This window comes from Stenotrophomonas sp. YJH_SMC_43 (assembly GCF_059372535.1).
Window position 1 is genome coordinate 570488 of record NZ_JCAFVQ010000001.1, and the last position, 26033, is coordinate 596520.

29 protein-coding genes and 1 pseudogene are annotated in these 26033 nt (G+C 60.7%); 21 read left to right on the plus strand and 9 right to left on the minus strand.

Translation table 11 applies throughout. From position 1 onward, the window contains the following. The 9 genes from AC5QAH_RS02635 (at position 1) to AC5QAH_RS02675 (ending at position 10178) form a co-directional block, all read left to right on the plus strand. Entirely contained in the window at positions 1-1932 is a 1932-nt protein-coding gene (locus tag AC5QAH_RS02635) for a site-specific DNA-methyltransferase (RefSeq protein WP_495232066.1), read from the plus strand. Continuing rightward, positions 1922-4306: a DEAD/DEAH box helicase family protein gene (locus tag AC5QAH_RS02640; RefSeq protein WP_495232067.1), complete on the plus strand. Its 2385-nt coding sequence runs from the start codon at positions 1922-1924 to the stop codon at positions 4304-4306. The genes AC5QAH_RS02635 and AC5QAH_RS02640 overlap by 11 nt, the downstream gene beginning before the upstream one ends. 392 nt (positions 4307-4698) lie before the next feature. Then, positions 4699-5505, plus strand: a complete 807-nt coding sequence (locus AC5QAH_RS02645; protein ID WP_495232068.1) for a hypothetical protein — start codon at positions 4699-4701, stop codon at positions 5503-5505. A gap of 344 nt (positions 5506-5849) precedes the next feature. Further along, on the plus strand, positions 5850-6065 hold the full coding sequence (locus AC5QAH_RS02650) for a hypothetical protein (RefSeq protein WP_369969267.1): 216 nt from the start codon (positions 5850-5852) through the stop codon (positions 6063-6065). A 31-nt stretch (positions 6066-6096) separates the two neighbouring features. Beyond that, on the plus strand, positions 6097-6510 hold the full coding sequence (locus AC5QAH_RS02655) for a hypothetical protein (RefSeq protein ID WP_495232069.1): 414 nt from the start codon (positions 6097-6099) through the stop codon (positions 6508-6510). A gap of 105 nt (positions 6511-6615) precedes the next feature. After that, positions 6616-7134: an H-NS family nucleoid-associated regulatory protein gene (locus tag AC5QAH_RS02660; protein ID WP_495232070.1), complete on the plus strand. Its 519-nt coding sequence runs from the start codon at positions 6616-6618 to the stop codon at positions 7132-7134. Positions 7135-7136: 2 nt separating this feature from the next. Continuing rightward, a complete protein-coding gene (locus AC5QAH_RS02665; RefSeq protein WP_495232071.1) occupies positions 7137-7556 on the plus strand; it encodes a hypothetical protein in 420 nt (139 codons plus the stop codon). A 431-nt stretch (positions 7557-7987) separates the two neighbouring features. Continuing rightward, the gene (locus tag AC5QAH_RS02670) at positions 7988-8407 is read left to right on the plus strand and encodes a hypothetical protein (protein WP_495232072.1); all 420 of its coding nucleotides are present in this window, start codon (positions 7988-7990) and stop codon (positions 8405-8407) included. A 28-nt stretch (positions 8408-8435) separates the two neighbouring features. After that, positions 8436-10178 carry a YeeR family protein gene (locus AC5QAH_RS02675; RefSeq protein WP_495232073.1) on the plus strand — a complete coding sequence of 581 codons (1743 nt, stop codon included), beginning with the start codon at positions 8436-8438 and terminating at the stop codon, positions 10176-10178. Between the two features lie 147 nt (positions 10179-10325). Here AC5QAH_RS02675 and AC5QAH_RS02680 read toward each other — a convergent pair whose 3' ends face one another. The 5 genes and pseudogenes from AC5QAH_RS02680 to AC5QAH_RS02700 all read right to left on the minus strand — a co-directional run bounded on the left by AC5QAH_RS02680 (position 10326) and on the right by AC5QAH_RS02700 (position 17070). After that, entirely contained in the window at positions 10326-10640 is a 315-nt protein-coding gene (locus AC5QAH_RS02680; RefSeq protein WP_099596956.1) for a hypothetical protein, read from the minus strand. 111 nt (positions 10641-10751) lie between these two features. Then, a complete protein-coding gene (locus tag AC5QAH_RS02685) occupies positions 10752-11984 on the minus strand; it encodes an HNH endonuclease (protein ID WP_495232074.1) in 1233 nt (410 codons plus the stop codon). 637 nt (positions 11985-12621) lie between these two features. Beyond that, positions 12622-15372: pseudogene (locus AC5QAH_RS02690) on the minus strand (UvrD-helicase domain-containing protein); the annotation flags it as partial. Positions 15373-15428: 56 nt separating this feature from the next. Then, positions 15429-15794 carry an HNH endonuclease gene (locus tag AC5QAH_RS02695; protein ID WP_262098831.1) on the minus strand — a complete coding sequence of 122 codons (366 nt, stop codon included), beginning with the start codon at positions 15792-15794 and terminating at the stop codon, positions 15429-15431. A gap of 154 nt (positions 15795-15948) precedes the next feature. Further along, the gene (locus AC5QAH_RS02700) at positions 15949-17070 is read right to left on the minus strand and encodes a COG3904 family protein (protein ID WP_495232075.1); all 1122 of its coding nucleotides are present in this window, start codon (positions 17068-17070) and stop codon (positions 15949-15951) included. Positions 17071-17235: 165 nt separating this feature from the next. Between AC5QAH_RS02700 and AC5QAH_RS02705 the strand changes: the two genes are divergently transcribed. From AC5QAH_RS02705 to AC5QAH_RS02720, 4 genes are all read left to right on the plus strand, one after another. Further along, positions 17236-17472 carry a hypothetical protein gene (locus AC5QAH_RS02705; RefSeq protein ID WP_495232076.1) on the plus strand — a complete coding sequence of 79 codons (237 nt, stop codon included), beginning with the start codon at positions 17236-17238 and terminating at the stop codon, positions 17470-17472. A gap of 378 nt (positions 17473-17850) precedes the next feature. After that, positions 17851-18060: a hypothetical protein gene (locus tag AC5QAH_RS02710; protein ID WP_495232077.1), complete on the plus strand. Its 210-nt coding sequence runs from the start codon at positions 17851-17853 to the stop codon at positions 18058-18060. A gap of 49 nt (positions 18061-18109) precedes the next feature. Further along, on the plus strand, positions 18110-18232 hold the full coding sequence (locus tag AC5QAH_RS02715; RefSeq protein WP_258009629.1) for a hypothetical protein: 123 nt from the start codon (positions 18110-18112) through the stop codon (positions 18230-18232). Between the two features lie 198 nt (positions 18233-18430). Beyond that, positions 18431-18964, plus strand: a complete 534-nt coding sequence (locus AC5QAH_RS02720; protein ID WP_054172073.1) for a hypothetical protein — start codon at positions 18431-18433, stop codon at positions 18962-18964. A gap of 87 nt (positions 18965-19051) precedes the next feature. Here AC5QAH_RS02720 and AC5QAH_RS02725 read toward each other — a convergent pair whose 3' ends face one another. Beyond that, positions 19052-19351, minus strand: coding sequence for a hypothetical protein (locus AC5QAH_RS02725; RefSeq protein ID WP_054172072.1), 300 nt, complete (start codon positions 19349-19351; stop codon positions 19052-19054). Between the two features lie 62 nt (positions 19352-19413). On the opposite strand from AC5QAH_RS02725, the gene AC5QAH_RS02730 reads away from it, so the two are divergent. The 4 genes from AC5QAH_RS02730 (at position 19414) to AC5QAH_RS02745 (ending at position 20983) form a co-directional block, all read left to right on the plus strand. Continuing rightward, entirely contained in the window at positions 19414-20028 is a 615-nt protein-coding gene (locus AC5QAH_RS02730; RefSeq protein WP_054172080.1) for a hypothetical protein, read from the plus strand. 223 nt (positions 20029-20251) lie between these two features. Further along, the gene (locus AC5QAH_RS02735; RefSeq protein WP_054172071.1) at positions 20252-20620 is read left to right on the plus strand and encodes a hypothetical protein; all 369 of its coding nucleotides are present in this window, start codon (positions 20252-20254) and stop codon (positions 20618-20620) included. Continuing rightward, positions 20601-20789 (plus strand): hypothetical protein, encoded by a 189-nt coding sequence (locus AC5QAH_RS02740; RefSeq protein WP_054172070.1) that lies wholly within the window; start codon positions 20601-20603, stop codon positions 20787-20789. The genes AC5QAH_RS02735 and AC5QAH_RS02740 overlap by 20 nt, the downstream gene beginning before the upstream one ends. Next, positions 20786-20983, plus strand: a complete 198-nt coding sequence (locus AC5QAH_RS02745) for a hypothetical protein (RefSeq protein WP_054172069.1) — start codon at positions 20786-20788, stop codon at positions 20981-20983. Before AC5QAH_RS02740 ends, AC5QAH_RS02745 begins: the two co-directional genes overlap by 4 nt. A 144-nt stretch (positions 20984-21127) precedes the next feature. Here AC5QAH_RS02745 and AC5QAH_RS02750 read toward each other — a convergent pair whose 3' ends face one another. Next, positions 21128-22222 (minus strand): hypothetical protein, encoded by a 1095-nt coding sequence (locus tag AC5QAH_RS02750; protein ID WP_495232078.1) that lies wholly within the window; start codon positions 22220-22222, stop codon positions 21128-21130. Between the two features lie 175 nt (positions 22223-22397). Here AC5QAH_RS02750 and AC5QAH_RS02755 point away from each other — a divergent pair, with 175 nt between their 5' ends. Then, on the plus strand, positions 22398-23099 hold the full coding sequence (locus AC5QAH_RS02755; RefSeq protein WP_054172067.1) for a uracil-DNA glycosylase family protein: 702 nt from the start codon (positions 22398-22400) through the stop codon (positions 23097-23099). Beyond that, positions 23096-23884 (plus strand): DUF6988 family protein, encoded by a 789-nt coding sequence (locus AC5QAH_RS02760; protein ID WP_054172066.1) that lies wholly within the window; start codon positions 23096-23098, stop codon positions 23882-23884. The genes AC5QAH_RS02755 and AC5QAH_RS02760 overlap by 4 nt, the downstream gene beginning before the upstream one ends. On the opposite strand, the gene AC5QAH_RS02765 is transcribed toward AC5QAH_RS02760, so the two are convergent. Together AC5QAH_RS02765 and AC5QAH_RS02770 are read right to left on the minus strand one after the other, a co-directional pair. Then, positions 23881-24177, minus strand: coding sequence for a hypothetical protein (locus AC5QAH_RS02765; RefSeq protein WP_154583038.1), 297 nt, complete (start codon positions 24175-24177; stop codon positions 23881-23883). The two genes, AC5QAH_RS02760 and AC5QAH_RS02765, sit on opposite strands and share 4 nt — an antisense overlap. A gap of 96 nt (positions 24178-24273) precedes the next feature. Then, entirely contained in the window at positions 24274-24657 is a 384-nt protein-coding gene (locus AC5QAH_RS02770; protein ID WP_054172064.1) for a helix-turn-helix domain-containing protein, read from the minus strand. Between the two features lie 125 nt (positions 24658-24782). Between AC5QAH_RS02770 and AC5QAH_RS02775 the strand changes: the two genes are divergently transcribed. Together AC5QAH_RS02775 and AC5QAH_RS02780 are read left to right on the plus strand one after the other, a co-directional pair. Next, the gene (locus AC5QAH_RS02775; RefSeq protein ID WP_054172063.1) at positions 24783-25655 is read left to right on the plus strand and encodes a hypothetical protein; all 873 of its coding nucleotides are present in this window, start codon (positions 24783-24785) and stop codon (positions 25653-25655) included. Continuing rightward, the gene (locus AC5QAH_RS02780) at positions 25652-26014 is read left to right on the plus strand and encodes a hypothetical protein (protein ID WP_054172062.1); all 363 of its coding nucleotides are present in this window, start codon (positions 25652-25654) and stop codon (positions 26012-26014) included. Before AC5QAH_RS02775 ends, AC5QAH_RS02780 begins: the two co-directional genes overlap by 4 nt. The last annotated feature ends 19 nt before the right edge of the window (positions 26015-26033 follow it).

The following is a 26033-nucleotide window of genomic DNA, read 5'->3' on the forward strand; positions in this document are numbered from 1 at the left end:
ATGAAATACGAAGAGCTGTCCAGGGCAGCGCTCATCAAGCTGCTGCAAGAGCACGATGCCGAACGCGCTGAAGCAGGGAGAGATGGCATCGTCTTGAACTACAGTGGGCGCACAGCTCCTTGGCAGATCGTTCGTCAGGTCAAGCCTCGGATGTTTGACTTCAACAAGCGCGCTTCCGTGGGCAGCGCTGACGAGGAGTGCGTTAACGAACTCTGGGATGGCGAGAATCTCGCCACCATGGTCACGCTTTACAAGTATCGTGGCCAAGTGGATCTCGTGCTGACGGACCCGCCATACAACACCGGCGAGGACTTCCGTTACAACGACAAGTGGGACAAAGATCCCAACGACCCTGATATGGGCGATTTGGTGGCCAAAGACGATGGTTCGCGCCACAGCAAGTGGCTGCGATTCATGACGCCTCGCCTTTGGATGATGCGAGAAATGCTCAAGCCTGGTGGCGTCATCGCCATCTGTATCGATCATCGAGAACTCTACAGGCTGGGGATGCTGATGGATGAGATTTTCCACGAGGAGAATCGCATTGGCATCATCAATTGGCAGAAGAGCTACTCTCCAAAGAATAATGTTGGCAAGAAGTCCCATGTGTCCACTTCCACAGAGTATGTGTTGGTGTATGCCAAGGATATTGATCGCGCTAAGACCACCTTGATGGAGCGCAGCGAATCAATGAACTCGCGCTATGGTTCCCCCGACGGGGACCCCGAGTTGTGGACACCTGGTGACCTGACGGGGCGTGGAGCGGACACTCACTGGGGGCAGGTGTATGCAGTTCAATCGCCTTTTACAGGCGAATTGATGTCTCCATCGGAGGGGCGGTGCTGGGCGCTCGAAAGGTCGAAGCTTAAGGCGCTGCTTGAGCAATGGGGTTGTGAATACCGGAACGAGGACCAACACGATGGCCGAGCTCCAGCTCTGGTCATCAAAGGGTCTTTGAGCGCAGCAAAGAAAGCCGCTGAAAAAGTGCTCAAGGCTGGGAACTGGCCCCGCGGATACTGGCGCGACCAAGGAAAGGGCCATTTCCGTGCGAAGGTCTACCTCAATGAGGTCAAGAAGGGCGTTGTGCCAATGACCTACTGGGCAGATGAGTCATTCGACTCCATCGATGATCTGGGTAGCACGTCTTGGGATCATGAGCAGAGCGGGCATAGCCAGAGCGGGCTGAAGGAACTCGGTGCTGTCGTTGGGAAAGATCACGGATTCACGACCGTAAAGCCGCTCAAACTGTTCAAAAAAATTATTCAAATCTGGTGTCGAAAGGATGGAATCGTATTGGATCCGTTCGCTGGGTCCGGGACAACGGGGCACGCGGTTTTGGAGCTGAATAAAGAGGTGGCTGCCACTCGTCGCTTCATCATGATTGAGCAGGGGAACGACGAGAAAGGGGATCACTACGCCAAGACCTTGACGGCTGGCCGCATTAAGCGCGCCATCACGGGGAAGTGGAAGTCAGGTGAGCGGGAGGGCTTGGGCGGAGGCTTTCGATACTTCTCTCTCAAACGAGAGAAAGTGGATGCCAACGCAGTGAATGCTCTCGCTCGCGAAGAGATGATGGACCTGCTGTTGGTCAGCTACTGGGATCGCAATGACAAGGCCAAGTCCTATCTTCGGAGATTGGCTGCCGGGGATCATAAGCACCTGTTTGCTGTGAACAGCCGCAACGAGGGCTTCTTCTTGGTGTGGAGCGCTCCTGACCAACCTTCGGCGCTGACGCGGGCCGTATTCAAGGAAATCGCGCAGGAAGCAAAGGGAGCTGGCTTGGCGGGGCGTTATCACGTCTACGCTGCACTGGCGCCTTACACCGGCAGCGACATTGAGTTCTATCAAATTCCGGACAAGGTGTTGGAGCACATTGGCTTCAACGCCCGTGCAGACGCTTACAACAACGATGGTGGCATGGATGCAGATTGAGCTGAAACCCTTCCAAGTGCGTGCAGCCCAGCAGATCGCTGGGCGATACGCTTTTTTTGCTGGACACCCCTACAGGCCGACCTACAAGGGCAAGCTCCCGCGTCCGTTCTATCAGGCGCTGTCGGCCATCACGGGCGCTGGTAAAACGCCGGTGCTGGCCGAGGCCGTCACGTTGATGCGCATGCACATGGCCGTTGAGCCCATCGTGTTTTGGATGAGCAAAGCCAAGTCGGTTGTCCAGCAGACGTATACAAATTTTTCCGGTGGCGGAAAATATGCTGAGATCGTTGACGATTTCCGTGTCATCCGGGCGGCACAACTGGAACCCAACCTGATCTCGGATGGGAGTTCTCCTCTCATCGTGATGGCCACGACCGGCCTCTTTAACAACAAAGAGCAAGCCGACGGCGCGCTGAACATTTACAAGAAGGATCAGGATCTTTTCGGTGACCAATCGCCTTGGGAGCGCTTGATCGCCCGTGACGCCGGTGGGGTTCGGCGGCCGTTGATCGTCGTCTACGATGAAGGCCACAACCTGTCCGAACAGCAGACCCAGATCTTGGCCGAGCTGGAGCCGGAGGCCTACCTCTTGGCTAGCGCGACGCTCAAGCTGCCCTTGAACTTTGCCAAAACCGTGCTGGCTCCTCAGGAAAGCTGGGTCGAAGAGGCAGGCGAGGATGAGGCCAGTCTTGAGCGTTTTGCCCTGTTGGCAGCGGTGGACGGGAAGGGTGCTGCCGACGCCACTGCATTTGCCATCACCGCAGTGGACAGCAACGCGGTCATCAAGGCTGAGCTGATCAAGACTTCCATTCAGTTCGACGGAACTACCGCGCCGATGGAACGTTGCTTGGATGATCTCCATGATCGGCTCCAACTGATTGAGCACGAAATTCAGGGTCGGGCGCTGGGGTTCACACCGAAGGCCATATATGTGTGCAAGACCAACATCACCGACGACGGTGATAAGGACGATCACACCAAGCCCTTTGAACACCGCAATGCGCCGCCGATCCGCATCTGGCGCTATCTGGTTGAGCAGAAGAAGGTGGACCCGGCCAAAGTGGCCATTTACGCTGACCTGAAATTCGCCGATGGCAACAAGCCCGACGCAGTGAATTTGTTCTCGAAGGGCGAGAGCGATTTTGACGAATTTCAGGCCGGCGACTTTCAGCACATCATTTTCAACCAAGGCTTGCAGGAGGGTTGGGACGATCCCGCGTGCTACCTTGGCTACATCGATAAGTCGATGGGTTCTCAGATCAAGGTTGAGCAGATCATTGGCCGCGTTCTGCGCCAATACGACGCCAAGCATTACGATTCACCGTTGCTCAACAGCGCCCATTTCTTCTTGCGTGTGGACAAGAAGAACGTGTTCACCGAATCGATCGAGGCCGTGCGGGCCAAGCTCCAAGAATCTGGAGCAGCCATTGAGATCGTTCATACCTATGGCGGTGGGGATGGCGGTTCAGAAGATCTCGCCCCCAAAGAGGGGGTTTCCGTGCTCCTTCACCAGGTCCATGCGGACGCCGACGACGCAGTGGGTGCCATTGCCAAGTTGGTAGCGCAGTTCCCCACCTTTAAGGAAGGAGAGATCGATACTCAGGGCGACGCGCACAGCAAGACCGAGACGGTGGACATCTCTGACTTGGCTAAGGAGATCGGCCAAGACTGGACGGCCAGTGGGCACGCGAACCGGGTGCGGCTGCGTTGGCTGGTGAGCAACGCCATCCGTGGGCGCTCTAGGGCCGCATTGGCCGTGGTAGACCTAAAGGCTTCCAAGTTTGACGTGAGGGTGGAAGCCGGTAGCAACGCCGCAGCTGCAGCTGACACCCTGGCTAGGGAGATCGTGTCCACCTACTACCAGCTGACCTCGCTGGTGTATGAATCCGAGCTGGAGTTCACGTTCTCGACCATGCGCGTGCCGAAGAAGGCGCAGGCCTTCGAAAACGGCCTCTATCCGCGATACGCAGGCCTCAACAAGTTTGAAGCACCGTTCGCCGCCGCCTTGGACAAGGCCGGACACACATGGCACCGGAACCCAAGCAATGGCGGTTTCCGTATTCCGCTGTTGTCGGAGGGGGACAGTGCTTCCTTCTCGCCGGACTTCCTGGTCTGGAAGGGCAAGTATGTGTTCTGCCTGGACACCAAGGGCTCGCACCTGCTCACCGATGCCGTGGCTCGCAAGCTGTTCGATATCCAAGACGAGGGGGCGACCAAACTGTTGACCCGCTTCATTTCCGAGGGCAAGCAAACCGCGATCGGTGGCAAGGCAACAAAGGATGGCTACACCGTATGGAAGATGAAGAATGGGTCGCCCACTCCAGTCCATGTGTCTAATCTCGACCAAGCCGTGAAGGAATGTTTGAAGGCTTAACAGACTGACCCTAGGCATGTCCCATGACTAAGGAATGCTGTCTCACATTGGAGAATGTTGGATGAGTGAAGCGGATCTCGTATGCGAAAGCGTCGAGTGGGTGAGGCGCGAACTGCGTGACCTTATGGGAACGCGGAAAAAGCGGTATCCGTGGCTCAATTGCTCCACCGAACGTGAGTGGATCATTGCGAAGCTCTGGGACCCGGACATGTCTGACACGGAGTGGGCTTACGTTCTTAAGCTCCTGCGCCCGATCATTGCCGAGCGACAGCGGAAGCGCCTCTCGGAGGTGGCCGGCGGTGCCGCAGCAAATCCAAGTAGCAAGCCTCGTCGAAAAATGTAGAACCTGCATGCGGCCATTGCTTCCTGCTCTGGCGATCTGAAGGATGAAGATGGCAGCCAATTTCAACCAAATCCTCATCGTGGATTCCCTTCCGGAAGGCCAACTCAACACCGCAGCCCGCCTGTTCGCAGATGCCCAAGACTGGGCGCGGGTGATCGGCGACGTTCCTCACATCGCCAGCGCTCGCGTTCCTTCCAGCGGGGCTTTTCTCGATCTGTTGGCCCAGCTTGCTCAGCAAGCATCCAGGGAGCCCTACGTGCCGTTGCTTCACATCGAGTGCCACGGTGGAGAGGGCGGGCTGGAGTTCGCTGACGGGTCTTGGTTGACGTGGGATGACATGAAGCCGGCGTTCGTAAACCTCAACGTGGCCACGCGCTTGAACCTCATCACGGTGGTGGCCGCATGCCATGGGGGCGCCATCGCCAATTTTGTTCGTGCTGAGCATCGGGCGCCGTTCTGGGCATTCTTGGCTCCCAAACGGCAGATATCGGCAGGAGATCTGGAAACAGCGCTGTCTGCGTTCTATCAAGCCCTGCTGATGACCCGGTCCTCGGAGCGGGCCATGAGTGCCCTTCGGGCAACGCAAGCTGGCGACGAGTTCTGGCAGTTGAGCGCGCAGACCATCTACCGCTTGGTTGTCGAAGGCTACGCGGAACACCACCTTACGGACGAGGCCGTGGGACAGCAGGCCGAGCGTCTCCGGGCCCACGCTGCCGAACACGGTGCTGTTTGGACGCAGGCGCAAATCGAAGCCATGATCCGTGACCCAGGAATCTTTGAAGGGTTTCGCAGGGAGTTTTTCATGATCGATCTGTATCCGGAACACGAGGAGCGCTTCCCGGCTATCGTGCTCTAGTCATTCGGGCACCCCGCGGCCTGGTCAACCCAGTGCGGACGGCGGCGAGACATCAAGGCGTGAGGGTGGCGGTGCTCACCCGTCGGGTGGCTATGATCTACGCGCTCTAAGCCACGCAATGTCGCCGCGTCACCTGCGGACTTAGGTGTGGGACGGGCAGTTCTCCTGGCAAGATTTTTAGTCCAAATAGCTTGTAGCAATAAAGCTCGAAAATGGTTTAACGTGTCCAAGCCGCCTAGTTCGGCGGTCTACAGGGGACGCATATGCAAAGGAAGAGCATGTGGTTGGCTGGCGCTCTGCTAGCCGTTTGTGGTCAGGCTTGGGCGGGTCAGGGGGAGGTGTGCTTGGCAGATAGCCAGAACACGCCCGCTGGCATCATGAAGCCTTTTGAGGACGCCACGGTATTCCGCTGCAAGACAACCGGGGCGGTGACCGTCGCGCAGCTCTACGCGAAGGGTTGGCGGGTGGTCTCCGTGTTTCCGCAAAGCTCGCTCGATCCATCCAAGCCGGGTATGGCGAGCGTGGTCTGGACCATTGTGGCCGAGAAGGACGAGCGCTGAGCTCTGGACCTCCGGTTGAGAATCAGTGCTGATGCATCGATACCAAGAGGTTTCCCAGGAAGATCCATGGGGCTGCGCAGCCGCCTGCGTGGCCTCTCTCATGGCCATTCCGTATGCGCGAGCGAAAAGATGGCTGGAGAAGGAGAAGGGGCTGTCGGTGTCGGCGAAGCCCTATGGGTTCGAAATCGATGAGATAGCCAACGCCCTGTTTAAAAGGGGAACGAAGCTAATTGCTGACTGGAATCCCTCTTCGCCAGTGCCTGACGGCACCATTCTGTGTATCTACAGCAGAGTTCGCTACCGCGATTTTCATTATGTCCTCAAGGTCCCAGGGGGTTACATGGACCCCTGGTTTGACTTGAAGGAAGGCCAGATGGTCGGCAAGGTGCGTGCCTCCCTGCCGAAGGGAACGAAGATCTACGTGGCACTTGTGCCGGCTCTTTGACCCGTGGTTCGCTCAAGGAGCGAGAGGCGTCGAGAGCTGGTGCTTAGGATGGAAGACTTCAGGGGGATCGGCTATAACCTTTGAATTCCCTACTGGAGCCCTCCCTTGGCCCTGACCACCCTGAAGTCCCTCAACGCCGAAATCAAACAGCTCGAAGCCCAGAAGAAGCTGGTCGAGAAGCGCGACGGCGAGGTGCCCAAAGCCCTGGCGGTCCTCCAGAAGTATGCGAAGGTCCTCAGTCCGGCCCAGCGGCGGCAGGTGGCCAAGCTCATCGGGGAAACGATCGACGCCAAGCCGGCGCGTGCCGCCAAGGCTGCCCCGGGACCCCGAAAAGGCCGCAAGCTCGGCAAGGTGGCGCCGAAGTATCGCCTTCCAACCGGTGAGACCTGGGCCGGTCGGGGTTTGGCCCCCAGGGTCTTCACCGCATGGGCCAAGTCCGCCGAGGGCAAGGCGTGGGCTCAGGCCAACCCGGGCAGCAAGTTCCCGTCGGTCGATGGCGCATCGAAGAAGGCACCTGGCAAGGTGGTCAAGAAGGCGGGCAAGCCGGTGAAAAAGGCCGCCCAGAAGGCCGTCAAGAAACTTGCGAAGAAAGCCGTCGCGAAGAAGGCGAGCAAGAAGGCCTGACCATGCGCGGCTTGTTCCCCAAGAAGAAGAGCCGGCTCTCGCCCCAAGGCAAGGCCATTGCGGCCGCCCATGCACTCTTGGACACCATGGAGGGCCGCCTTGACGAGAAGGCGGCTGGTCGTTGGTTGCGAGAGGAAGTAGGGCTTCAGTGGTCCATGCTGACCTGCCTTCAATACCTCTCCGGAAAGGAAGCCCTCGCTGCGCTAAAGGCGCTGCCAAACGACTGGTCGGAGCGCGGTCGCACCAAGCAGCACCTCCAAGCCGCTTCCATCCTGGCCGCCCATGCCGTCGCAAACATGAGGCAAGACGGGAGAATGCTGTGCGCCAGCGACTTTGCTCACGAATTCAAAGGAAAGACAGTCGAGCAGTGGTTGGCTGAAGCTTCCATTGGCGCTGCGAGCGGCACGGGGCCAAGCGTCTGACAAACTGGCGTCGGAGCGTTGGCAGCGGATCCGTCAGCTCAATCTCCGTCCCTGATCGGAGGTGTCCCCAACCCTGGCGCCTCTAGGCATGCTCTGACCTCGCTGGCGCCCATGGTCACCCATTGTGGATAGAGCGCATTTGGCTCCCGATGCTTTGTCTTGTTGGCATTCCTTGGGCCGGCAATGCCGTGTTCGAGAAGCCCTCTATTTTCAGATCGTTAGCTCCTTCGATCAAGGTCGCGCTCTACCAGATGATTGCAAGAATCGGTATCTCAAGCTGGGCCCTTGCCGGCCGCTAACCTCACGGAGGACCAGGCTTGTGGTGCCAGTTGCGCAAGGGGGCGGGGGCACAAACTATGTTCTCCACTTTCTCAATCCGTGCGACGAGATTTGGTTCCACTAGCGTCCCAACCAACACAAGGAGCTTCAAGATGGCATTGGATATTTCGGCCGCCCAGGCGCGTGACAACATGGCCGCGGTGCGCGAACAGTGGGTGACGGCACACTTGGAGCGGATCACTGCGGTGATTTCGGCCGCCTCCGATAGCGGCGAGATGGCAGCTTCGTATGAGCTCCAGGTGGGCGTGAGCGAGGAGGCTGGGCTTGAGCGAGTCATGGAAGCCTTGACGGTCCAAGGATTCTCTGTAGTTCGGCGTGGTAAGCGCACTGTTGTTAAGAAGTCGGCTGTGCGACGCAGCCTTGCTGACCTCGCTGCCGGCAATCCGGTGCTGGAGGGTGAGACGGGTCACAAGGAAGATGTGGTGTTGGATATCAGCTGGGCCGAGGAGGAGGAAGTGTCCGAAGACGCAAGTGGTTTCAGCCTGCCGCTGACCCCGGCGCCGTTGATCTGATCACCTCGCCAAGCGAAAGGAGCTCGTTTTGAACACGATTGTTTCGGCTGCAGCCCTCCGCCGGACGGCGCAGCAGCGTTCCGACGCCTGGGCGGACAAGGTGCTGTCCACGTTGACCACCCACATCGATGCAGCGTCCCGCGGCGGGCATGGCGCGCTGCGCTTTGTGATGGATACCCCAGCGATCGCTGGCGGATTGGAGCGGGTGTTGAAATCACTCGATGCTCAGGGTTTTGTGGTTTCCAACGTCGCAGGGGAGGGGGAATGCCCGATTCTGGTGATCCGTTGGGATGAGACTGCTGCGTCCGTGGTCATGGGAACGGTGGCGCTGTCCAATCCGCCCGGTATCGGCAACCTGTATGAAATGCTGTCAACGTCGGCGGTAGCCGTCGCACTGGAACGCACCCAGATCAACAAGTTCCACACCAAAGGTGGAACAGGCTTCGCCGCCGAAGAGGCAAACGCGTTTGCCGACATCCTTGCTGGCCGTGAGGTTGAGCAGGTTGGCGCGGACAATTCGCTCAATGGCCCCGATCGAATCGTCGATGGCGTTCGGATTCAGACCAAGTATTTCGCGACGGCGAGGGAAACGGTTGGATCGGCGTTTGGAGCGGATGGGTATCGATACGACGGGCAGTTGCTCGAAGTGCCCTCCGATCAGTATGAGGACGCAATCGAGCTGATGCGCAAGCGCATCAGCAGCGGTCAGGTGCCGGGGATCAGCGATCCGGCGGAAGCCGAGCGCATCATCAAGAAAGGCAGCACGACTTATCGCCAGGCGAGGAACATCGCCCGAGCCGGCAACATCGATAGCCTGACCTACGACATGAAGACGCAGAGCATCGCCTCCAGCTATGCGTTTGCGATCTCCTTCTCCATCAACTTCGCTCGGCAAAAGTGGGATGGACGGACCAACATGGAGGCGCTCAATGGTGCGCTGACCATGGCACTGGAATCCGGTGCAACTTCCTTTGTCTCTGGGATTGCCACCGCCCAGATCCTGCGAACCAAGGCCGCGGCCATCGGAGTGGTGGCTGCCCGGGATGGGGTCAAATTCGTGTCCCAGAGCGCTCTTGGCCGCAGTGCAATTCAGAAGGTCGCTCAGGTGTCCTTGGGTAAGGCTGTCTACGGGGCCGCTGCGGTCAACCACGTCGCCAAGCTGTTGCGGACCAACGCTGTCACAGGGGCTGTGACCACTGCCGTGATTTCTGGCCCAGACTTCTACCGGGCTGCGTTCAGTCGCAACATTTCTTGGGCGCAGTTCGGTAAGAACCTGGCGGTCAACGGCGCAAGCGTAGCTGGTGGTGCTGGCGGCTGGATGGCTGGCGCTGCGGGTGGGGCTGCCGTTGGTTCGGTGGTTCCGGTCATTGGCACCGCTGCTGGTGGGGTGATCGGTGGCATTCTGGGGGCGCTGGCAGGTGGCACTGCGTCGAGTGTGGCGTCCAAATACCTGCTTGATGGGCTGGTGGAGGACGATGCCAAGGAGATGCTCCGCCTGCTTCCTGGCTATGTAGAAGCCGTGGCGAACGACTACTTGCTGTCCGAATCGGAGACCAACGCGTTGGTTGAGATCATCAAGTCTCGGCTCAATGCGGCATTCTTGAGGGACATGTATGCGAGCAAGGACAAAGCTCGGTTCGTCTACCAAGCCTTTGAGCCGGATTGCGAGAAGATGGCCAAGGCCCGCCCAACGATCACGCTGCCGAAGGAGACCGTCGTTCAGGCTTCCCTCGACGAGATCGAGGAAGAGGTGCTGAACCAAGTTGAGTGACGCGGCTGGCCGTGGCCCGGTGAGTTGTCGCCGGGCCACTAGGTTGGGATTGCTGAAAGTCTCATCGAGCGTCCCCTAAGAAAAGACCCAGCGCCTGATCAGGCGCTGGGTCTTTTTTTGCCCCGTTGGCATCTCTGCGGCGCGGTGTCAGTCCTGGTGCTTCTGGCCGCTGTTCTCCACCTTGGTCACTTTGACGATGGTCGCATTGTCGATGTCAAAGTCTCCGGTGATGGCGCAAATGTCGTCGATCTTGCAAGCAGCAAAGATCTTGGGTGCAACGTTCTTGTCTTCCATCTCGAAATCGAAGGTGCCTGCATCCGGGGTTTCAAAGTTGCAGATCATCGTCCCGCATCCATAGTGGCCGACGATGCGCTCACCCTTCAGGATTTCCGCATGGGCAAGCGCTGGCAGGGCCAGGGCGGCGGCGAGAGCGAGGGTGGAGGTGCGATAAGAGAGCTTCATCCCGAGTCCTTGAGAAGTTGTCAGTTCGCTTGGGGTCCAAGCATTTACGAGCCAATTGTCTGGCACTTTGGTTTATCGGAAGGACATCGGGAATCTTTAGGTTCTACGTTTTTAGTTCGCCAAACGAGCCCGACAGCGGTCGCCATGTTCCTTCAGATGTGCAGGGTTAGGTCGATTCGTGGCCAGCTGGGGGAGCCGCAAGGGAACGCCCTGCAGGTGGGCGTAGTCCGTCTGCAACAGCGATGGAGCCAAAGCAACGGTTTGTTCCTCGGTAACCCAAAGCAACCCGCAATCGAATAGCGTGTGAAGGTCTGCACGCAGCAGTAAGCCGTTGTCGATTCGGTCAGTGTGGTCACCGCGGTAGGGCAGCACATGGGCTGCTTCCAACACCTCCACGGCTGAGCAGCCAGTGATGGCGCAACGGCTTCCGTAGGCATCGAGCAGTCGGGCGCGGAAAAGCGGCTGGCCGCGACGCTGGGCCACGGCCCTCATGCTCCAGACGCGTGCATCGTGTTCTGAGTCAAGGGGGGGCTGATGTTCAAAGGCTTCTTGTAGCGCCTGCGCCTCGACCATCAACTCGGGAGTCGATGCAATCTTGACCGCAACCCATGTGCCGTCACCCTTCTGCTGCAGGCTCCAATGACCATGCACGTTGGCGTTGAAGGGTTCATACGTCACCTCACGTAACCGTCCTTGGCGGAACACCAGATCCTGGGGATGGCTTGAAGTGGAGCGCCAGTCTGTTCGAGCCTTGTTGTGATGCCTGCGATTGGCATCGTTCACCGTCAGTAGCGTGAGGTTATCGCCGGCGTCAGAGTGGTTTTCGGCGGGGTAGCGCTCTTTCAACCAAGCGCGGATGTCCGCGATCGAGGACGGGCCTCCAAGCGCTGTGACGGCCTCGGCCACGTGCCAGTATTTGACCGGTGCTCGGTCACTTCTTTTTCCGTCGCTATTGGGCGCCACGCCCACCCGGTCGAACGTCAATTCAAATCCGTCGGAGTTTAGTGAGGCCACCTGGCCTACCAAGCTGAAGTCGGGCTCAAAATCGTTGCGCACACGCGCTGCATTGCCCGCGGTGACTTCATCGGGCCTTTCAGACGTGGCCACCACGACGCGGATGGGCAGCCCCTCATCCAGGGCTTGTTGGAGATGGCGTCGGAAGAAATGCTTTCCCTGCCCCTTCCACTGAGACGTATCACCAACGTAGCGCGATCGGTCCGGCTGGAAGTTGTGCGCCCAGAGGCTTACCACCACTTGGCGTGGATCACCCCCAACGGCAGAAGAAGTGAACTGAGGGTTCTTCAGTTCCACGCCATACTGGCGGAAGGCCTCCGTGATTCGCATGCTGAGTTCCTTAGATTCGTTGCCAAGAGGATGTAGGGTCTAGGGCTGCGAGGTAGTGGCCTGCGGACAGCTTTTCGATCGAAGTCAGAAAGTGCCGGCGCAGAACGGGGTCCGTCGCGAGCTGACCATGGATTGCAGAAAGGAATGCTTCGCGGTCCTCCCTCAGCCCGTCAAACGACCGCTGGATCGCGGCTTCAAAGTCTTCTTCTGGATGCTGCTGGCTGCGGGAGAACGTTGGTAGCGGGGTTTCCACCCGCGGCTGCGCGTCCTCGGGCTCGTGGCGGTTTGCTTCCAGTGCTTCGGACAGCGATTCGTAGGCTTCCTTGAAGCGAAGGTCTTTCAGTTTTTCTTCCAACGAGATTTCGGATCTCGCCAGTTCCAATGCACTTTCTATCGTGCTTCTTTCAACGAAGATCCGGTGCTTCAAGTCGGACGTCGCGCTTTGCACAGCGCTGGCGCGGGAAACGTTGCGGTTGATCTCTGCCAGCCCATTGTTGAAGGATTCGAGCACGGAGAAAAGCGTTCGCCTGGGAGATGCAGGCTGGGGAACGGAGGAGGGCCGGACGGGCTGGCTCGGAGGCACCACCGACGCGCGTTTGGGGGGCGACGGTGGAGTCGTGGGGAGGGAGCGTGCTGTGCCGCGCCGCCTCGGCTTGTAGCTGCAAACGGGGAAGTTGGAACAGGCGCTAAACTCGCCGTAAGGGCCCGTGCGCACCACCAAAACTCCTTGCTTGCAGGCCGGGCAGGGCGTTTCCTCGACGGCCTCGCCATCGGTGTTGGTGAGCACCACGGCCCCGTCTTCTTCCAGTTCGCGAAGGAACGTCGAGCATTGCCCCTGGGCGGTGAACATGGCCACGGTGCGCCGAGCCCGGGTCAGGGCCACGTAGAACAGGCGGCGCTCTTCGCCCAGCGGGAACGTGTCTCCTTCGGGCATGGCCAAGGCCAACACTGGATCATCGGTGCGGGTGTTGGGGAAACTGCGCCGACGCGGGGCGCTGATCATTTCCGGGAGGATGACGTAGTCCGCTTCGCTGCCCTTGGAGCGGTGGATCGTCAGGAAGGATACGTCCACCCAACGGTTGAACCGGCCTTGCCTCATCGGCACATACTGCCGATCAGCGTTGTAGCGCCCCAAGACGTAAACCGACACCTTGCCGTTGCGCCCCGGTGGGATCGTGCCATCGCGCACGCCTTCGGCCAGCTTCACCACGAATTGGTCGATTGCATCGGCCAGTTTGTCCTTGCTGTCCACCTGGAACGCTTGGAGCACTGGGCCGTGGGCGGGGGTGGCCGAATGCACGCGCTTGGCGATCTGCCCCGGGTTCTTGGAGACAAACGCACTGGAGACGTCGCACAGCGCCTGGGGGCAGCGGAACGTTTGCTCCAGCTTGAGCACCTGGCCGTGGCCAAACCACTGGCGAAAGCCGGTCATCACCGAGACGTCCGCGCCGGCAAAGCGGTTGATCGACTGCCAATCGTCGCCCACGGCGAAGAAGAAACGGCCCTTTTCTTGGACCAGGGCGCGGCACAACCGGGCCCGGGCGCGCGAGGCGTCCTGGAACTCGTCGGCCATCACTAGGTTGTAAGGCGATTCCACGCGTCCGCTTTCCAGGTGGCCAGCGGCGAGGTTGAGCATGTCCTCAAAGTCGATGCCATCCTCTGCTGCCAAGGCTTCGTCCCACGCCGCCATCACCGGAGCCGCAATGTCCAGGAACATCTGGTAGCGCAGCTTGAAGGTGTCGGCCGGCATCGCGGCCAGCCGCTGCTGCAGATCCGACGTGCTCAAGCCGTTGCTCTTGGCGTGGCTCATGAACGTGCGCAACAGCCCAATGAGCTCGACCGAGGCCATCGGCTGCTGGCCGTCCTTCGGAATCTTCCGGTCAGGGTTGGGATCGAGCACCAACCCACGGGCGGTCAGTTCGCGCTCTAGCCGATCAAAATCGTCGCTGTGGCGCAACCCGTGGCTGGTGGTTTCAAACAGCTCGGTGCCTTTCTCTGCGTGAAGCTGTCGCTTCCAGATCACGCCTTCCAAGTAACCTTCGAAGTGCGCTGGTGGCACGCCGTTGGCGTCGAGTGCGAAGTGTTCGTGGAACAGGTTCAAGTCGGGGTAGTAGAAATCGGGCTTGTATTGCCGGTGTGTTTCGTCGGCGGTTCGGTGTGGGTAGGGGCCCTCGTAGCGGTAATCGACTCCGTTCAAGAAGAGCAGGTTGGCGATCATCACCTCTTCCACGCTCTTCACCCGCTCGCCGCGGTTGGTGACCAGCGCGCCCTTGCCCTGGGCGTCCCACACCTCCGCTGGTTCCCGCTCACCAAAGGCTGGGAGGTCTTTGCCAAAGACGAAGCGGAACAGGTCCCACTGGCGGCGGAACGCGGGCGACCGGTCCTTGAGCTGGTCCACGATGTCGGTGAGCTTTCGCACCCCTCCGGCCGCGTCGGTGGCCCAATCGGGAATGTCGGGCTTTTCTCCGGTGGCCTTGCCGATGAGGCGCAAACCCAGCGCGTGGAAGGTAGACGCCTCCACGGTCACCTCCGCCAGGCCCAAGCGCTCAAACGCCAAGCCCGCGCGTTCCTTGAGTTCTTCGGCGGCCTGTTTGTTGAACGCCAGCAGGACGATCCGTTTGGGATCCACGAAGCCGCGTTGGATGGCGTAGGCCGCCTTGGCCACCATCGTGGAGGTCTTGCCCGAGCCGGCCGAGGCCACCACCTGCACGCGGTTGTCGAAGCACACCACGGCCCTGGCTTGTTCCGGGGTGAGCGGCTTGCTCTCCACCCGGTCCACCAAGTCTTTGCAAGCCACCAGCTCGCGTTCCACGTGGGCAGCGTTGAGCGCGGCCCAAGCAGGGCGGTGGTCGGCTTCCCACGCGGCCAGCGAGCGCTCGATCGCCTGGGCAGCCGGTCCCAACCGGATCGCCACGCCAGGTTTCTTCAGGCCCGATCGGAGAGTGGCCGGGTCAACCGTGGGGCGGGCCGCCAGGACATCGTCCTGCTGTTCGTGGGTGAACCAGCGGCGCTGTGCGAAGCAGGTCCGCTCTTGTTCTGCCTTGTGGTCCAGCCATGCGTCGATCGTGCCCTGCTGGTCCTTGAGGAATGCCACCTCCTCGCGCAGGCGCTTCTCCGTCAGCGCCACGTTCAGCGCTTGAACCAAGGCGGCGCCCTGGGCATTGGGCAACCCATCGGCCTTCACTTCCCGATGCTGGCCCGGGTGGAGCGTGATGTCGGTCCAGAAGGTGCCGGCGTTGACGCGGTAAATGGCCTCGTCCTCGACGTTGACCCGATAGGTGCGCCCGTCCAACGCCAGGGTGAGCTCCAGGCCCTCCAGGCGCAAACGCCACTCCAATGATCCTGTGAGGCGCTGGCCCACCCACGACGGGGTCCATTCCTTCGCCATCCTTTTGCTGTCCATGCCCCGCGATCATCCAACGCTAAAGTGAGAAGCCGATCACGTCATGATAAAGCGTGAATGCCTGTGTGGGCGGCCACCTTGGCCAACCCCGGGTGCCAAGTCCCCTTGGCCATGCGCTGCTGGACGCGGGCGCGATATGCATCGGGTGAGGGGGCCGGGGTGGGGCGTTTGTGGCGGCGCAGGTTGCAAAGGTGGCAAGCGGCCACGACGTTGTCCGCCACGTCCTTCCCGCCGTCCTGACGGGCCAGCAGGTGTTCGGCCGTGCATTGGAAGGGCGCTGCCGAACGGCGGCTCAGGCCCAACTCGTCGGGCGAGCACAGCCACATCGGACCGCTGCAGTAGTAGCAGCGGCCTTGCTGGGCGTGGAAAGAACGGGTGCGCAGGATTTTGAGGGTCTTCGTGCTCAACGGTGGGCTCCGGAATCGAAAAGGATTCCCGCGCCCCCATTGGGTGGACCTCGGGCACCCGGAGCCTATTGGCTATGCGGGCACAACACCGACGCTTTAGCGACCGGCAGGGGTTTTATACGCCGTGCCACGGGCCTGAGCAAGAGGGCGCCACTCACAAGTGGCCGTAGTCTCGGTTAGAACAACCCCGCTGAATCCAGGTGGTGATGTTGGCCCGGCAGAGATCCTCGTCCTGTCCGTCCACGTTGGTCATGCCCGATGGCGGCGCGGACCACATCTTCTGCAGCACGTAACGAGGCTCAACGCCCATGCTGGTCAGGTAGCCAACTATTTGCCGGTAGGGCTGGCTGTCAAAGGGGATGGCATGACCATCGGGTGTGTAGATCTGATGGAATCCGAGCTTGGGATAGGGCGACCAGTTCTGCCGTTCAAACCCAGCCATGAAGACCAATGGGCAGGCGGAGTAGCAGTTGTTGTAGAGGGTGGTGTCCAGCCGCTTGCGTCGAATGTAAGCACCGGCCTTCATGGCTTCATCGACGTAGCCCCCGCCGCTTCCCAGCATCACCACTTCTACCGTGGGGTTGGCCTCGATGGCGTCTTCGATCTTCTGTGCAAACCCGGCCTCAATATCACCCAATACCTTCAGGGCCTGGCCCTCGTTCGTCACCACATAGAACGAGGATTGTCCCTCCTGCTTGATGTAGGCCTTGGGCAGGCCAAGCTGGCCGGCACAGTCCAGGTTCCAAGTGATCACACGTTCGTCGTGCGGCATGTCCAGCATGCGCTGAGCAACGCTGGCGAAGTTGCCTAGGGAATTGCCCATGATTCGGAGGTCTGAAGCATTCTCGGTGGTTTGAGTCTCGTAGTCTGGCTCGTATTCGATAGCCAGCGGGGTTACCAAGTCCGCCTTGTCCAGCAGCTGGCCGAGCACAAAGCACGTGTGCTCAGGGATGTGGATTTCGTTGAACGCCGTGCCGGCCGAACTTGCCCCATCGATGGACACGCCAGCCTGGAACACCTTAGTGCCCAATGCGTCCCTTTCTTTGATCAGCTTTCTCAGCCGGGCAACCACCACCGGATCATCGGCGTGCCCCTTCGGTTCCTCGGCGGCGGGAGCAGGCTCTTCCACCTGCGCCGGCTTCGTTTCCGGTTCGGGAATCGGCTCGGGTAAGACCGGAGCGGGAGTCGGTGCCACCACGGGCGGCGAGGGTGGTGTGGGCGCGTTGCATCCCGCGACCATGGCCGCGAGGGCCAGGCCAATGATCCGATGGCTCATGGTGGTGTCTTCCCCTGTCGGGGAAAGGATACCGGAAAGAGATCTTCACCACTTTTCAAATGAAAACCCTTGTGCTGCAAGGGTTCTTCGGTTTTTCGGATTGGTGGGCATAAGTATTACGTCAAGCCCGCTCGGCTTCGACCTTAACTTATGAGGATTTCAATTATGAGCAAAAAAACTGTAACGCTGTATCGAATGACCGCCGACCACACCGGCGAGCACCTCCATGTCCTGTTCCAGGACGACCATCCAACGCTTCCATCGGTCTTGGGGCCGTTGGAACCGGTTGAGGTGGCAGCCGACCATCCCGTGAGGATGGTTGAAAGAGAACGCTGGCTGCATCGATGCAACCTGATGGACCGAGGATGGACCGTGCTGGGGTCAGAGCATACCTTCGGATGAGAAGGGGCCTTCGGGCCCCTTGTTCGTTGTGGCGCTGGTCTTCGACGGATCGAAGTCCCCGCCGATGGCTGGCAACGATCGAGGTCTAAAGGGAGTGGGCCAGCTGCCTGCCCAGTGGCACTTGTCGCCAAGCTCCCCATCAAGCCACGAGTGGGGGGAGGGCGTTCTGAAAACGGGCCACTTCTCCATTGGATGCGATTGCCGGGCGCGAAACCTTGGGTTCACGCGTCCGAGCGCAAGTGCGTTGCACTCCTCCACGGTGTTTCGGCCTCTCTGGCCTCCTGCGCTGCCGCTTCGTCGCTGCCGAGGTGCTGCACGGCCTTTCGTCTCCCCGGATCGGTTCGCGAGCAATCCGCTCGAACCCAACGGAGCAACATCATGGCCAAGAAGAACCCTCAGCCCGCCACCGACCGCCTTGATGCTTACTTGGTGGAGGAATACGAAGTCCAAGGCGAGAAGCGCAGCAACTGGTCGAAGATCGGCGCTGCCTGGCCGCACCAGGACGGCAAGGGTTACCGCCTCGTCCTCAACGCGGTGCCGGTGAACGGTGTGGTGGTCCTGCGTCTGCCCGAGCCGAAGGAAGATTGAGCCAACGGGGCCCTTCGGGGCCCCTTTCATTTCCTCAGGGAGAACACCCATGACGACCGTCAACGCCCAGTGGATTAACGCCTTCAACGCCGCTCTGCAAGCGCACTTCGCCCTCACCATCCAGGACGCCGGGCTCACCGACACCGAGTTGTCCCGCTACAGCGACCTGTAGCCCAAAGAGGCTGCCCTCACCTTTGGCGAAGACCACGATCTGGATCGCGTGGATCGCGGGTGGTTTGGCTAGCCGCTTTGGCTGCCATGCCATGCCCGACGGACGCCACTGGGACCAACTTGGCTCGGGCAGACTGTGAGGTGTGTCACGCAATCGGTAAACTGTGCCCGCGCCAAGGTAGGCGCTATCAGGGGCACCATGAAAAAGTTCGTTCTTCCTCTCGGCTTCTTGCTGCTGTCAGGCTGCGCCACGTTTGCGCCAGCGCCGCCGCGGCAGGTGGCTTTGACCACCACTTTCGATCCCAGCGAAGTTGCTTGGTTCTCTGAGAAAGGCACTGGCGCCATAAACGGCCAAGCCTTCTTCCAAACCCGGGGTGGTCAGCCCAGAACCTGCGCGGGGTTGGAAGTCTCCTTGCAGCCCAAGTCCGGCTATGGTCGCGAGCGCCTGATCGCGCTTTACGGCAGTGCCGAGAGCGGGTATACCACCGTGGGTTCGGCCAACGTGCAGTTCATCCCTGACAGCGCCGATTACAAGCAGGCGCGTAAGACATCGGTTTGCGACGCCCAAGGCAACTTCAGTTTTACTGGGCTGCCTGCAGGAGAATATTTCCTGACCACCGGCATCATGTGGTCCGTTCCCGGTCAAGAGTTCATGCCTCCTCAGGGTGGACTTTTGATGCAAAGCGTCAAGCTCTCGGATGGGGAATCCACGCGAGTCATCATGACCCGTTGAGGTTGGCCGCCCCAAAAACACCACGCCTTCAGCCGGCAGGTGAGTGAAGTGGACTGAGTGGGGGGCATTGCGTGCCCCCCAAGTCAGTCAGCCAAGAAAGTTGGATGCTTGGTCGCGCCCTTGCCCAAGGGCATTGAATTGTTGAGTCAGCGCCCGCAGCCCCTGCTGCAAGGCCGTGTTGTAGGTGAGCGTCTGGTGGCCGGCATGGGCGTCGGCCACTCCAGCAAGAGCCATGTTCCAAGCGACAGGCAGTAGTTGGGGGCTCGGGTGGCTGGCAATGATCGTTCGGAGCCCATACTCCAACGCCTTGAGGTATCCGCGATGGGCTTCCAGATCGACTTTGCAGGCATCCAATCGCGCTGCCAGCTCTTCTAGGGTTTGGGCCATGATCGGGCTCGACAGGGGGGAGATGAGGCCCGATAGTGGCAGAAAGCCGCCAGACTTTTGCGATGAGCATCCTCAACGTTCTGCTGAGTGCCAACCAGCTGGTTGTGACCGTGGACACATGGGCCGAAGACGCGCACAGCGGACAAGCTTCGGCGGGAGCCAAACTGCTCCTCATTCCCCAGCACCAACTGTTGCTAGCGACCCGTGGGTCAGCCCAGTTCTTCCTTCGCATCTACCAACTGTGCCTGGAGGCAAGTTTTCGGGCCGATTTCACGATGGAGCAACTGAGTGCTGAGCTCGGGCTCGTGATCGATCAGCTTTGGCCCAACTACATGAAGGCCGTTGCCGAGGCTGGGTTGCCGGCGGAACACTGCACCACGGAGTTGGTCTTGGGTGGTTGGTCGCCCAAGAACGGCCGGATGATGGCCACGGCCTATGCCAAACACGACTTGACCGTTCCAGCCGTTGTCCAGCCCATAGGAGGGCAGCTGGCGTCGCCCGGCGATCCGCTCAGGGAGTGGCCGCCCAGCATGGCCACCCAGGACCTGCTGGTGGCAGCGCAGCTGCAGGCTCGATACCTCAACGCCAGCATGGGGCGGACCGTCGCCGGCGGACGGTTGCTATTGGGCTTTTTGAAGCCTGGACAGGCGGTGGTCAAAGACTTGGGCCCGATTTAGCCCTGCCAATTTGGTCACTCGGACCGTTCAAAGCATTGCCCCAGTCGAGCGCCGGCTGACGGGCAAGTGCAGCCGCGCCTGCAGGGTGATCGGGCTTTTCTCCCATTTTTTAGCTTTAGTCAAAATAGCCCCCTTGTGGGTTTCGCGTGTCGGTGTATCCCAAACGTATGACGTTCGCGATGCGTGCGTCTGACACCGACCAACGAAATGCAAAGGGGGAGAGATGTTCATTGGATTCAGACTGACGAAGCGGCTTGTCGTCAACGTCGTGGTTGCTTTGGTGCTGGCGCGATTGCTGTTCATGGGCATGGACGGCTTGGACCGGTTTTCCGACACGTGGAACCGCGCCTTTGGGGCGAGCATGCCCAACGCCAGTGGGTTGCGCGGCGCCGTCAACGGCGCACGCCAGGTGTTCCCGTCGGGGCTGGACGAGTATGCGCGCCAAGCCGAACGGGACGCGGCCCAAAGCACCACGCTCATGGACGTGTTTGGCAGCGTGTTCGGACGCGTGAAAAACGAGGAGGTCATGTTGCCTTCCACCATCAATTCCGCTGCAGGGGAGGGCTCGATCTATGACCGCTACGACCATTGATTTTGAGTGGCTGTCCATCCTCTCCGGGTGGTCCTTGCTCAACGACAGCGCGGCGTTGCTACTCACCCCCGGCCAGCGCTGGGCGGGCTTGGAGGGATTGCTTATCGGCTACGGCCTCATCGCTGGACAGTGGTTCGTCCTGGCCACCATGGCCGGAGCGCTGGCATGACCACCGTGGGCGCGGTGCTGGCCGCCATGTTGGCTGCAGCGTTCTTGGCTGCCGTCCTGGGCCTGGCCGGTATCCATTGGGTCAATGCCCGCCACGCCAGCGAGGTGCTTCGTGAGCGTTACCGCTTGCGGGCCCAAATCCTGGCCGGTTTGGCGCTGGCGTGGGTGCTCACGATGGCGAGGCTGTCCACGTGAGCCGTCCACCATACGTGCAGATGGCCGTTCGCGTGCCACGGCAGCTGAAAGAGCGGCTGGAGCAGGCGGCGGTCCGGGAGGGGCTGCATGCCAGCGAAATGGTTCGCTTGTTGCTCTGCGAGGGCTTGGCACGCCGTGCGGCGATCAATGGGCAGGGCGCTTCACGATCCGGTGGTTGAGCAGCGGCCGAATAAAGTTGGCCGGCGTGGACTTGTCCAATGGTTGGGCGCGCACCTGGTATTGCCCGCTCTCGCACAAGCGCAACAACTCAGCTTCGTCGTGGATCTCGCGCTGGCCATCCTTGGTGTTGCCCATCTTGGCCACCCGGAACGCCACGTTTCCCGTGTCTCGGTCCCTCATCCGCACCGGGACGATCACCCTTCCATCGTGGCGAACCAGGTGGAAGGCTCGGGCAAAACGGTCGCCGTTGGACGCCCTAGCTGGTGAAATCGGGTCAGGCGGCGTGGCACGCTGGATCGGTGCCGGTGCCGGTGCCGGGCGAGGCGGAGCTGAAAGGGGCTGCGCTGGGGCCTTGTGACCCAACGCTTGGCGCGCCAGCTGCTTCTTGCGGCCCGGTTCGGTGGCGGTGTCACCGTCGATCCAGGCTTGAAAGGTCCCGTTGGCCGGGCTGGGGTGCGACGCAAACACCCATGTCCGGCCTTGGGCGCTGAAGGCTACCTCGTTGATTTCTTGGAAGTCGTTGAATTGCTGGCGCATGAGCGCCTTGACCCCCTTCATGTAGGCATCGGTGGTCCCCAACAAGACCACGCGCTCCACACTGTCAGGCAACGGGTCCAGGTGGCGTGCCACGCATGTTTTCATGGCTTCCAAAGGCAACGACGAACGCATGGCCTTGGGCATGATGGTGCCACTGCTGACCAGCTTGCCGTTGTCCATCACCGACAACCCGCAGCGCACCAAGGAGGCGGCGCCCATGTGGCGGCTTTCGGCGGTCAGGGCGTCGTTGATCGTTTGCCCACCCAGATCGATCCCAAGCTCGTGCAATACAGCTGCGAGGCGAGGGCGCATAGCACCCGCGAAGGCGACCCCATCGAAGCTCCCGTGTTGGGCGGCGGCAATTTGGGTGGCCCCCTTGGAAAACCCCAGGACCAAGGTTTTAGGGACGCTGGTTCCCCAGTAGCCGGGATTGGCACGGAGGTGCCAGCCTCCCTCTACACGCACATCAAGTCCTGGTGCATGGCATGCGCGGCACGCCTGCCAGCCGTGGTGAGTTGTCATGGGGCCTCCGCATGATCCTTGAAGGCCCATACAGTTAAAGCACGTGCGAGCGGTATGCAAGAGCTTTTTGTCGGCTAAATGTGGCGGAAAAATGGGATGGCATGGGATGGCGTGCAATAGCTGCGTGGCAGCACGGTGTGGAGTAGCCTGACACCATCATACGAAGGTCAATGGCATGGATGATCCGGCTGAGTTGAACATGGAAGCGTGGCCGGCTGAGGTGGCCTTCGTGCCCTACGTCGGCCGCGGCTACTGGAAGGGAGTTGAAGGGCGCCGCGTCTTGCTACTGGGCGAGTCCCACTACCGGGAGGCTGGGTGGACCGACGACCCCGTTATCACTCGTCCATTCACCCGCGAGACGTTCGGCGACATGGAGACTTGCAAGAGGACAGGTGGTGGCAAGTTCTTTGATGAGCTGGATCGCCTGCTGACTGGTCAAAGCAGCCCAAATGTTGTGGATGCCGCCCACGCCTGGCAGCACGTCGCATTTTGCAACTTGTCCCAGCGCTTTGCCGGCACGAGAGCTGGACACCGTCCGTCAGGAACCGACTTCAGTCAAGGCGGGAAGTTGTTGGTAGAGGTGATCCTCCCTCTGCTCCGGCCAGAGGTGATTCTGGTGCTCGGCCGCACCGCTTGGCGAATGTTCGATCACGGGAAGCGGTCGGACCAGCCTACCTTCCAGGCTCGCCATGCAAACTCAGAGGGCAGGAGGCGGCGCTATCTGGAGGAGCGCCACGTATGGTCTCTCGATTATGGCAACGGGGGGGCGTGGATGACTTGGGTCTACCATCCATCTTGGAACGTAGATTGCTGGGAAGATCGTGCCGCAGCTCTGAGGCATCTTTTGAAATACGCGAATGAAGGGCAAAGGATATGACGCACAATTCGTTGAAGGATGCGATCCGCGATGCGCTGGAGCCGCGTGCTGCCACGCGGCAGCCCACGGCGTTGGACATCGCACAGGAGGCCAGAGAGGCCAAGGCCAGCCTGGAATCGAACATGTCCTGCATGGCCCGCATCACTGTTCCCGCCGGCAGCGAGCGTCACCGGGCGGCTTTCCAACTGTTGAGGGCCTCGATGGACTACGGGCGTGCGTTGCTGTTCCTGTTGGAAACCCATCCCATCGATCTTCCAGCGGTGGCCTTGGCAATGCACCGCTCCCAGATTGAGCAATTCCTGCGGGCGGTGTTTGTCCAGTTCCTTGCCGACGACGAACAGCTGGCGGACTTTCTCCAGGAAGATCGGGGCCCTCGAAGGAAAAACGAGAAAGGAAAGTGGGTGGCTATTGCCCTCAAAGACCTGGCCGCGGACGTGGAGCAGGCCATTGCACGCATCGGGCAGGACGATGAGCCTCAGAAGCTGGCTCGGACGGTGACCAATTCGTGGGACCCTCTTTGCGGGCTGGTCCATGGCGGGAAGGCCATTCGGGTGATGTATCAAGATCCCAATGGACAGATCGGAGCGCACGTGCCGGCAGCCATTCTGTTTCAGACCACCGTCAACGCGGTGGCCACCACCAACTTGTGCGTCATTGCAGCACTGACGGCGGTTGGGGTTGGGGCCTTTGAGGAAAGCCCCGTTGTTGAGCAGTGCGCCAGCGGGATGTTGCACTACATGCAACGGAGGAAAGCCCGCATGGAAGAGCTGGCCTGGCCGCCTTAAAGGACCGGACGCGTATTGTCGTGCCGCTCTGTATCCCCACCATCGATCGCTGGCGGGGAGAGTTGCAATCGGAGGTCTGCGAATCCTCGGTTTAGGCGGCGTGCCTTCTGGCCAAGGGATTCCCAGGTTGAGTCTGCGGCGTCGGATGGAGGCTTTTCGTTGAGGATCAGCTGGGCCGATGCCTTGAATCTCTCAAGAAGTGCTGCTTCATGCCCCGGTGGGTCCAGTTCAACGCGGTTGCGGGCCTCCGCTGCGTTGAGCTCCAGCATGTTCAGTTCGATCAGCGTGGCCATGGCAATGGCGGACCGGGTGGGCTCCGTCCTATTGCGGCGGCAGATGTGGGTGATCCATGTCCACATGGGGTCGATTCGTCCTTGTTCGCCGATGCCCTAATCCTTGACGGGCGGTAACAGTTGCTCGATGAGTGCGTTGCGCTTCTTCGCCGGCAGCTCACCCAAAACGCCCAGCAGTTCGGCAAAACGTTCCTGCTGGGCCACGCTCTGCTCGCCCAAAGCCAAGATCGCATCGGCCATCGCCGGGCTGGTCGCCAAGAGATAGGCCGGGGGCACTTCCAAGGCCTGGGCCAGCTCGAAGAGGGCTTCCAGGCTGATCGACATGCCCTCGGATTCATACCGAGAGATGCGGGCCGACGCAACGTCCTTGTCCATCCCCATCCGCACTCCGACCTCGCGTTGGCTAAAGCCCCGCAGGACGCGGGCTTGGCGCAAACGCGCGGCCACCACGGCTCGGGGAGCGGGCGGGGCGGCAGTCACGGGCTGAACGGATGCAATGCAGGCATGCGGACAGGATGACCCAGAGGCTACGCCCCGGGTAGACTCTACGTGCCACGTAAGTTGGCCGCAAGATCCCAAATCTATTGGTGGGAACAGGGGGTTCCATGAAGAGTTTCAGAAGAGCCGTGCTGATCGGGGCGTTTGCCCTGACTGCAGCGGCTGGAGCGCAGGCACAATCGGGGGCCGGATCGGGCCTGCTTCGCCACATCGGCCGAGCCATCCAAGGCACGCCGAAGGTGGTCAGCGAGAGGTCGCGGAGCCCTTACCTTGAGCCGCCCGGGACCTACTGGGACCTGGATCAGGAAGGCTTGGAAGGGGCTCAGCACCTGCGGGTCGGGGTGACGGCTGTCGGGGGCGGGGGCGTGGACACCTGCGACATGCAGCTGCTCGCCATGGCCCATTCGTCGTATCGCATCGACGCCGACAAGCGCCAATGGTGCCTGAGGCGATGGTGGCTGATGGACACGAAGGCCCAGGGCGCCAACGGTGTCTCCGGCGATGATCCGGCCGCCATCGAGCGCCGTTATGGCCCGGATTTCGACGCGCGCCTAGAACGCTTCAAGGGCATCCGGCGGTTTGCCATTCGTCCCAACTTCCAAGCCATGGGCGATGTCGCCTACCGGGCCGATCGCGGTGTGCTGGAGGGATTCATCCCCATGCCTCAGGTGTCCGCGGCCGGGCAAAGCGTCACCGGCAACGGCTTTGTGCCGTGGGTCCACCGCACCGCCGGAGGAGTGTCCAGCCCACCCAACGCCGGCCGCTTCCACCTGCTGGTCCGAATGGACGCCCCAGAGGCCGCCAACCTGGCGCGACAAGGTCGCAGCTACCGAGACGACCTGGTGGTGTTCTCCGTCAACCGGGTTTGGGTGGAGGGAACGGTGCCAAAGATGGACGTGACGATAGAGAGGGTTCGGCTCGGATACCGCGACGAAACCATCGACGTTGATTTGACCCATACGCAAGGAGCTCCGGCATGAAAGCAACCCTCGTTTCCCTCGCCCTGATCACCGCAGGCTTGGCCGCCTGCAGCAGCAAGGCGGATTTGCCCACCATCGAACAAGTCGCCCACGCTTACGAGGCGCATGCCAATGCCAACCTCTCTAGCGAAATGGGCCAACGAATCGAGGTTCGGGGTTGGAAAGACCTCATCGCGGCTTGCACCTCCAGTGGTCCCCAGCGGGCCACGTGCGTGACCGGTGGAACGCTGGACGTGGTCGGCTTCCAGGGCGGGCAGCAGTTGAAGTCCGATCCCGTCCCCGTGCCGCCGGCTTACGACTTCATCTTTGAGAAGCAACCCACAGGCTGGGTGCCGGTCGGAGCCCAGAAGAAGGGCTGACCTTGCCAAGGCGCGGAAT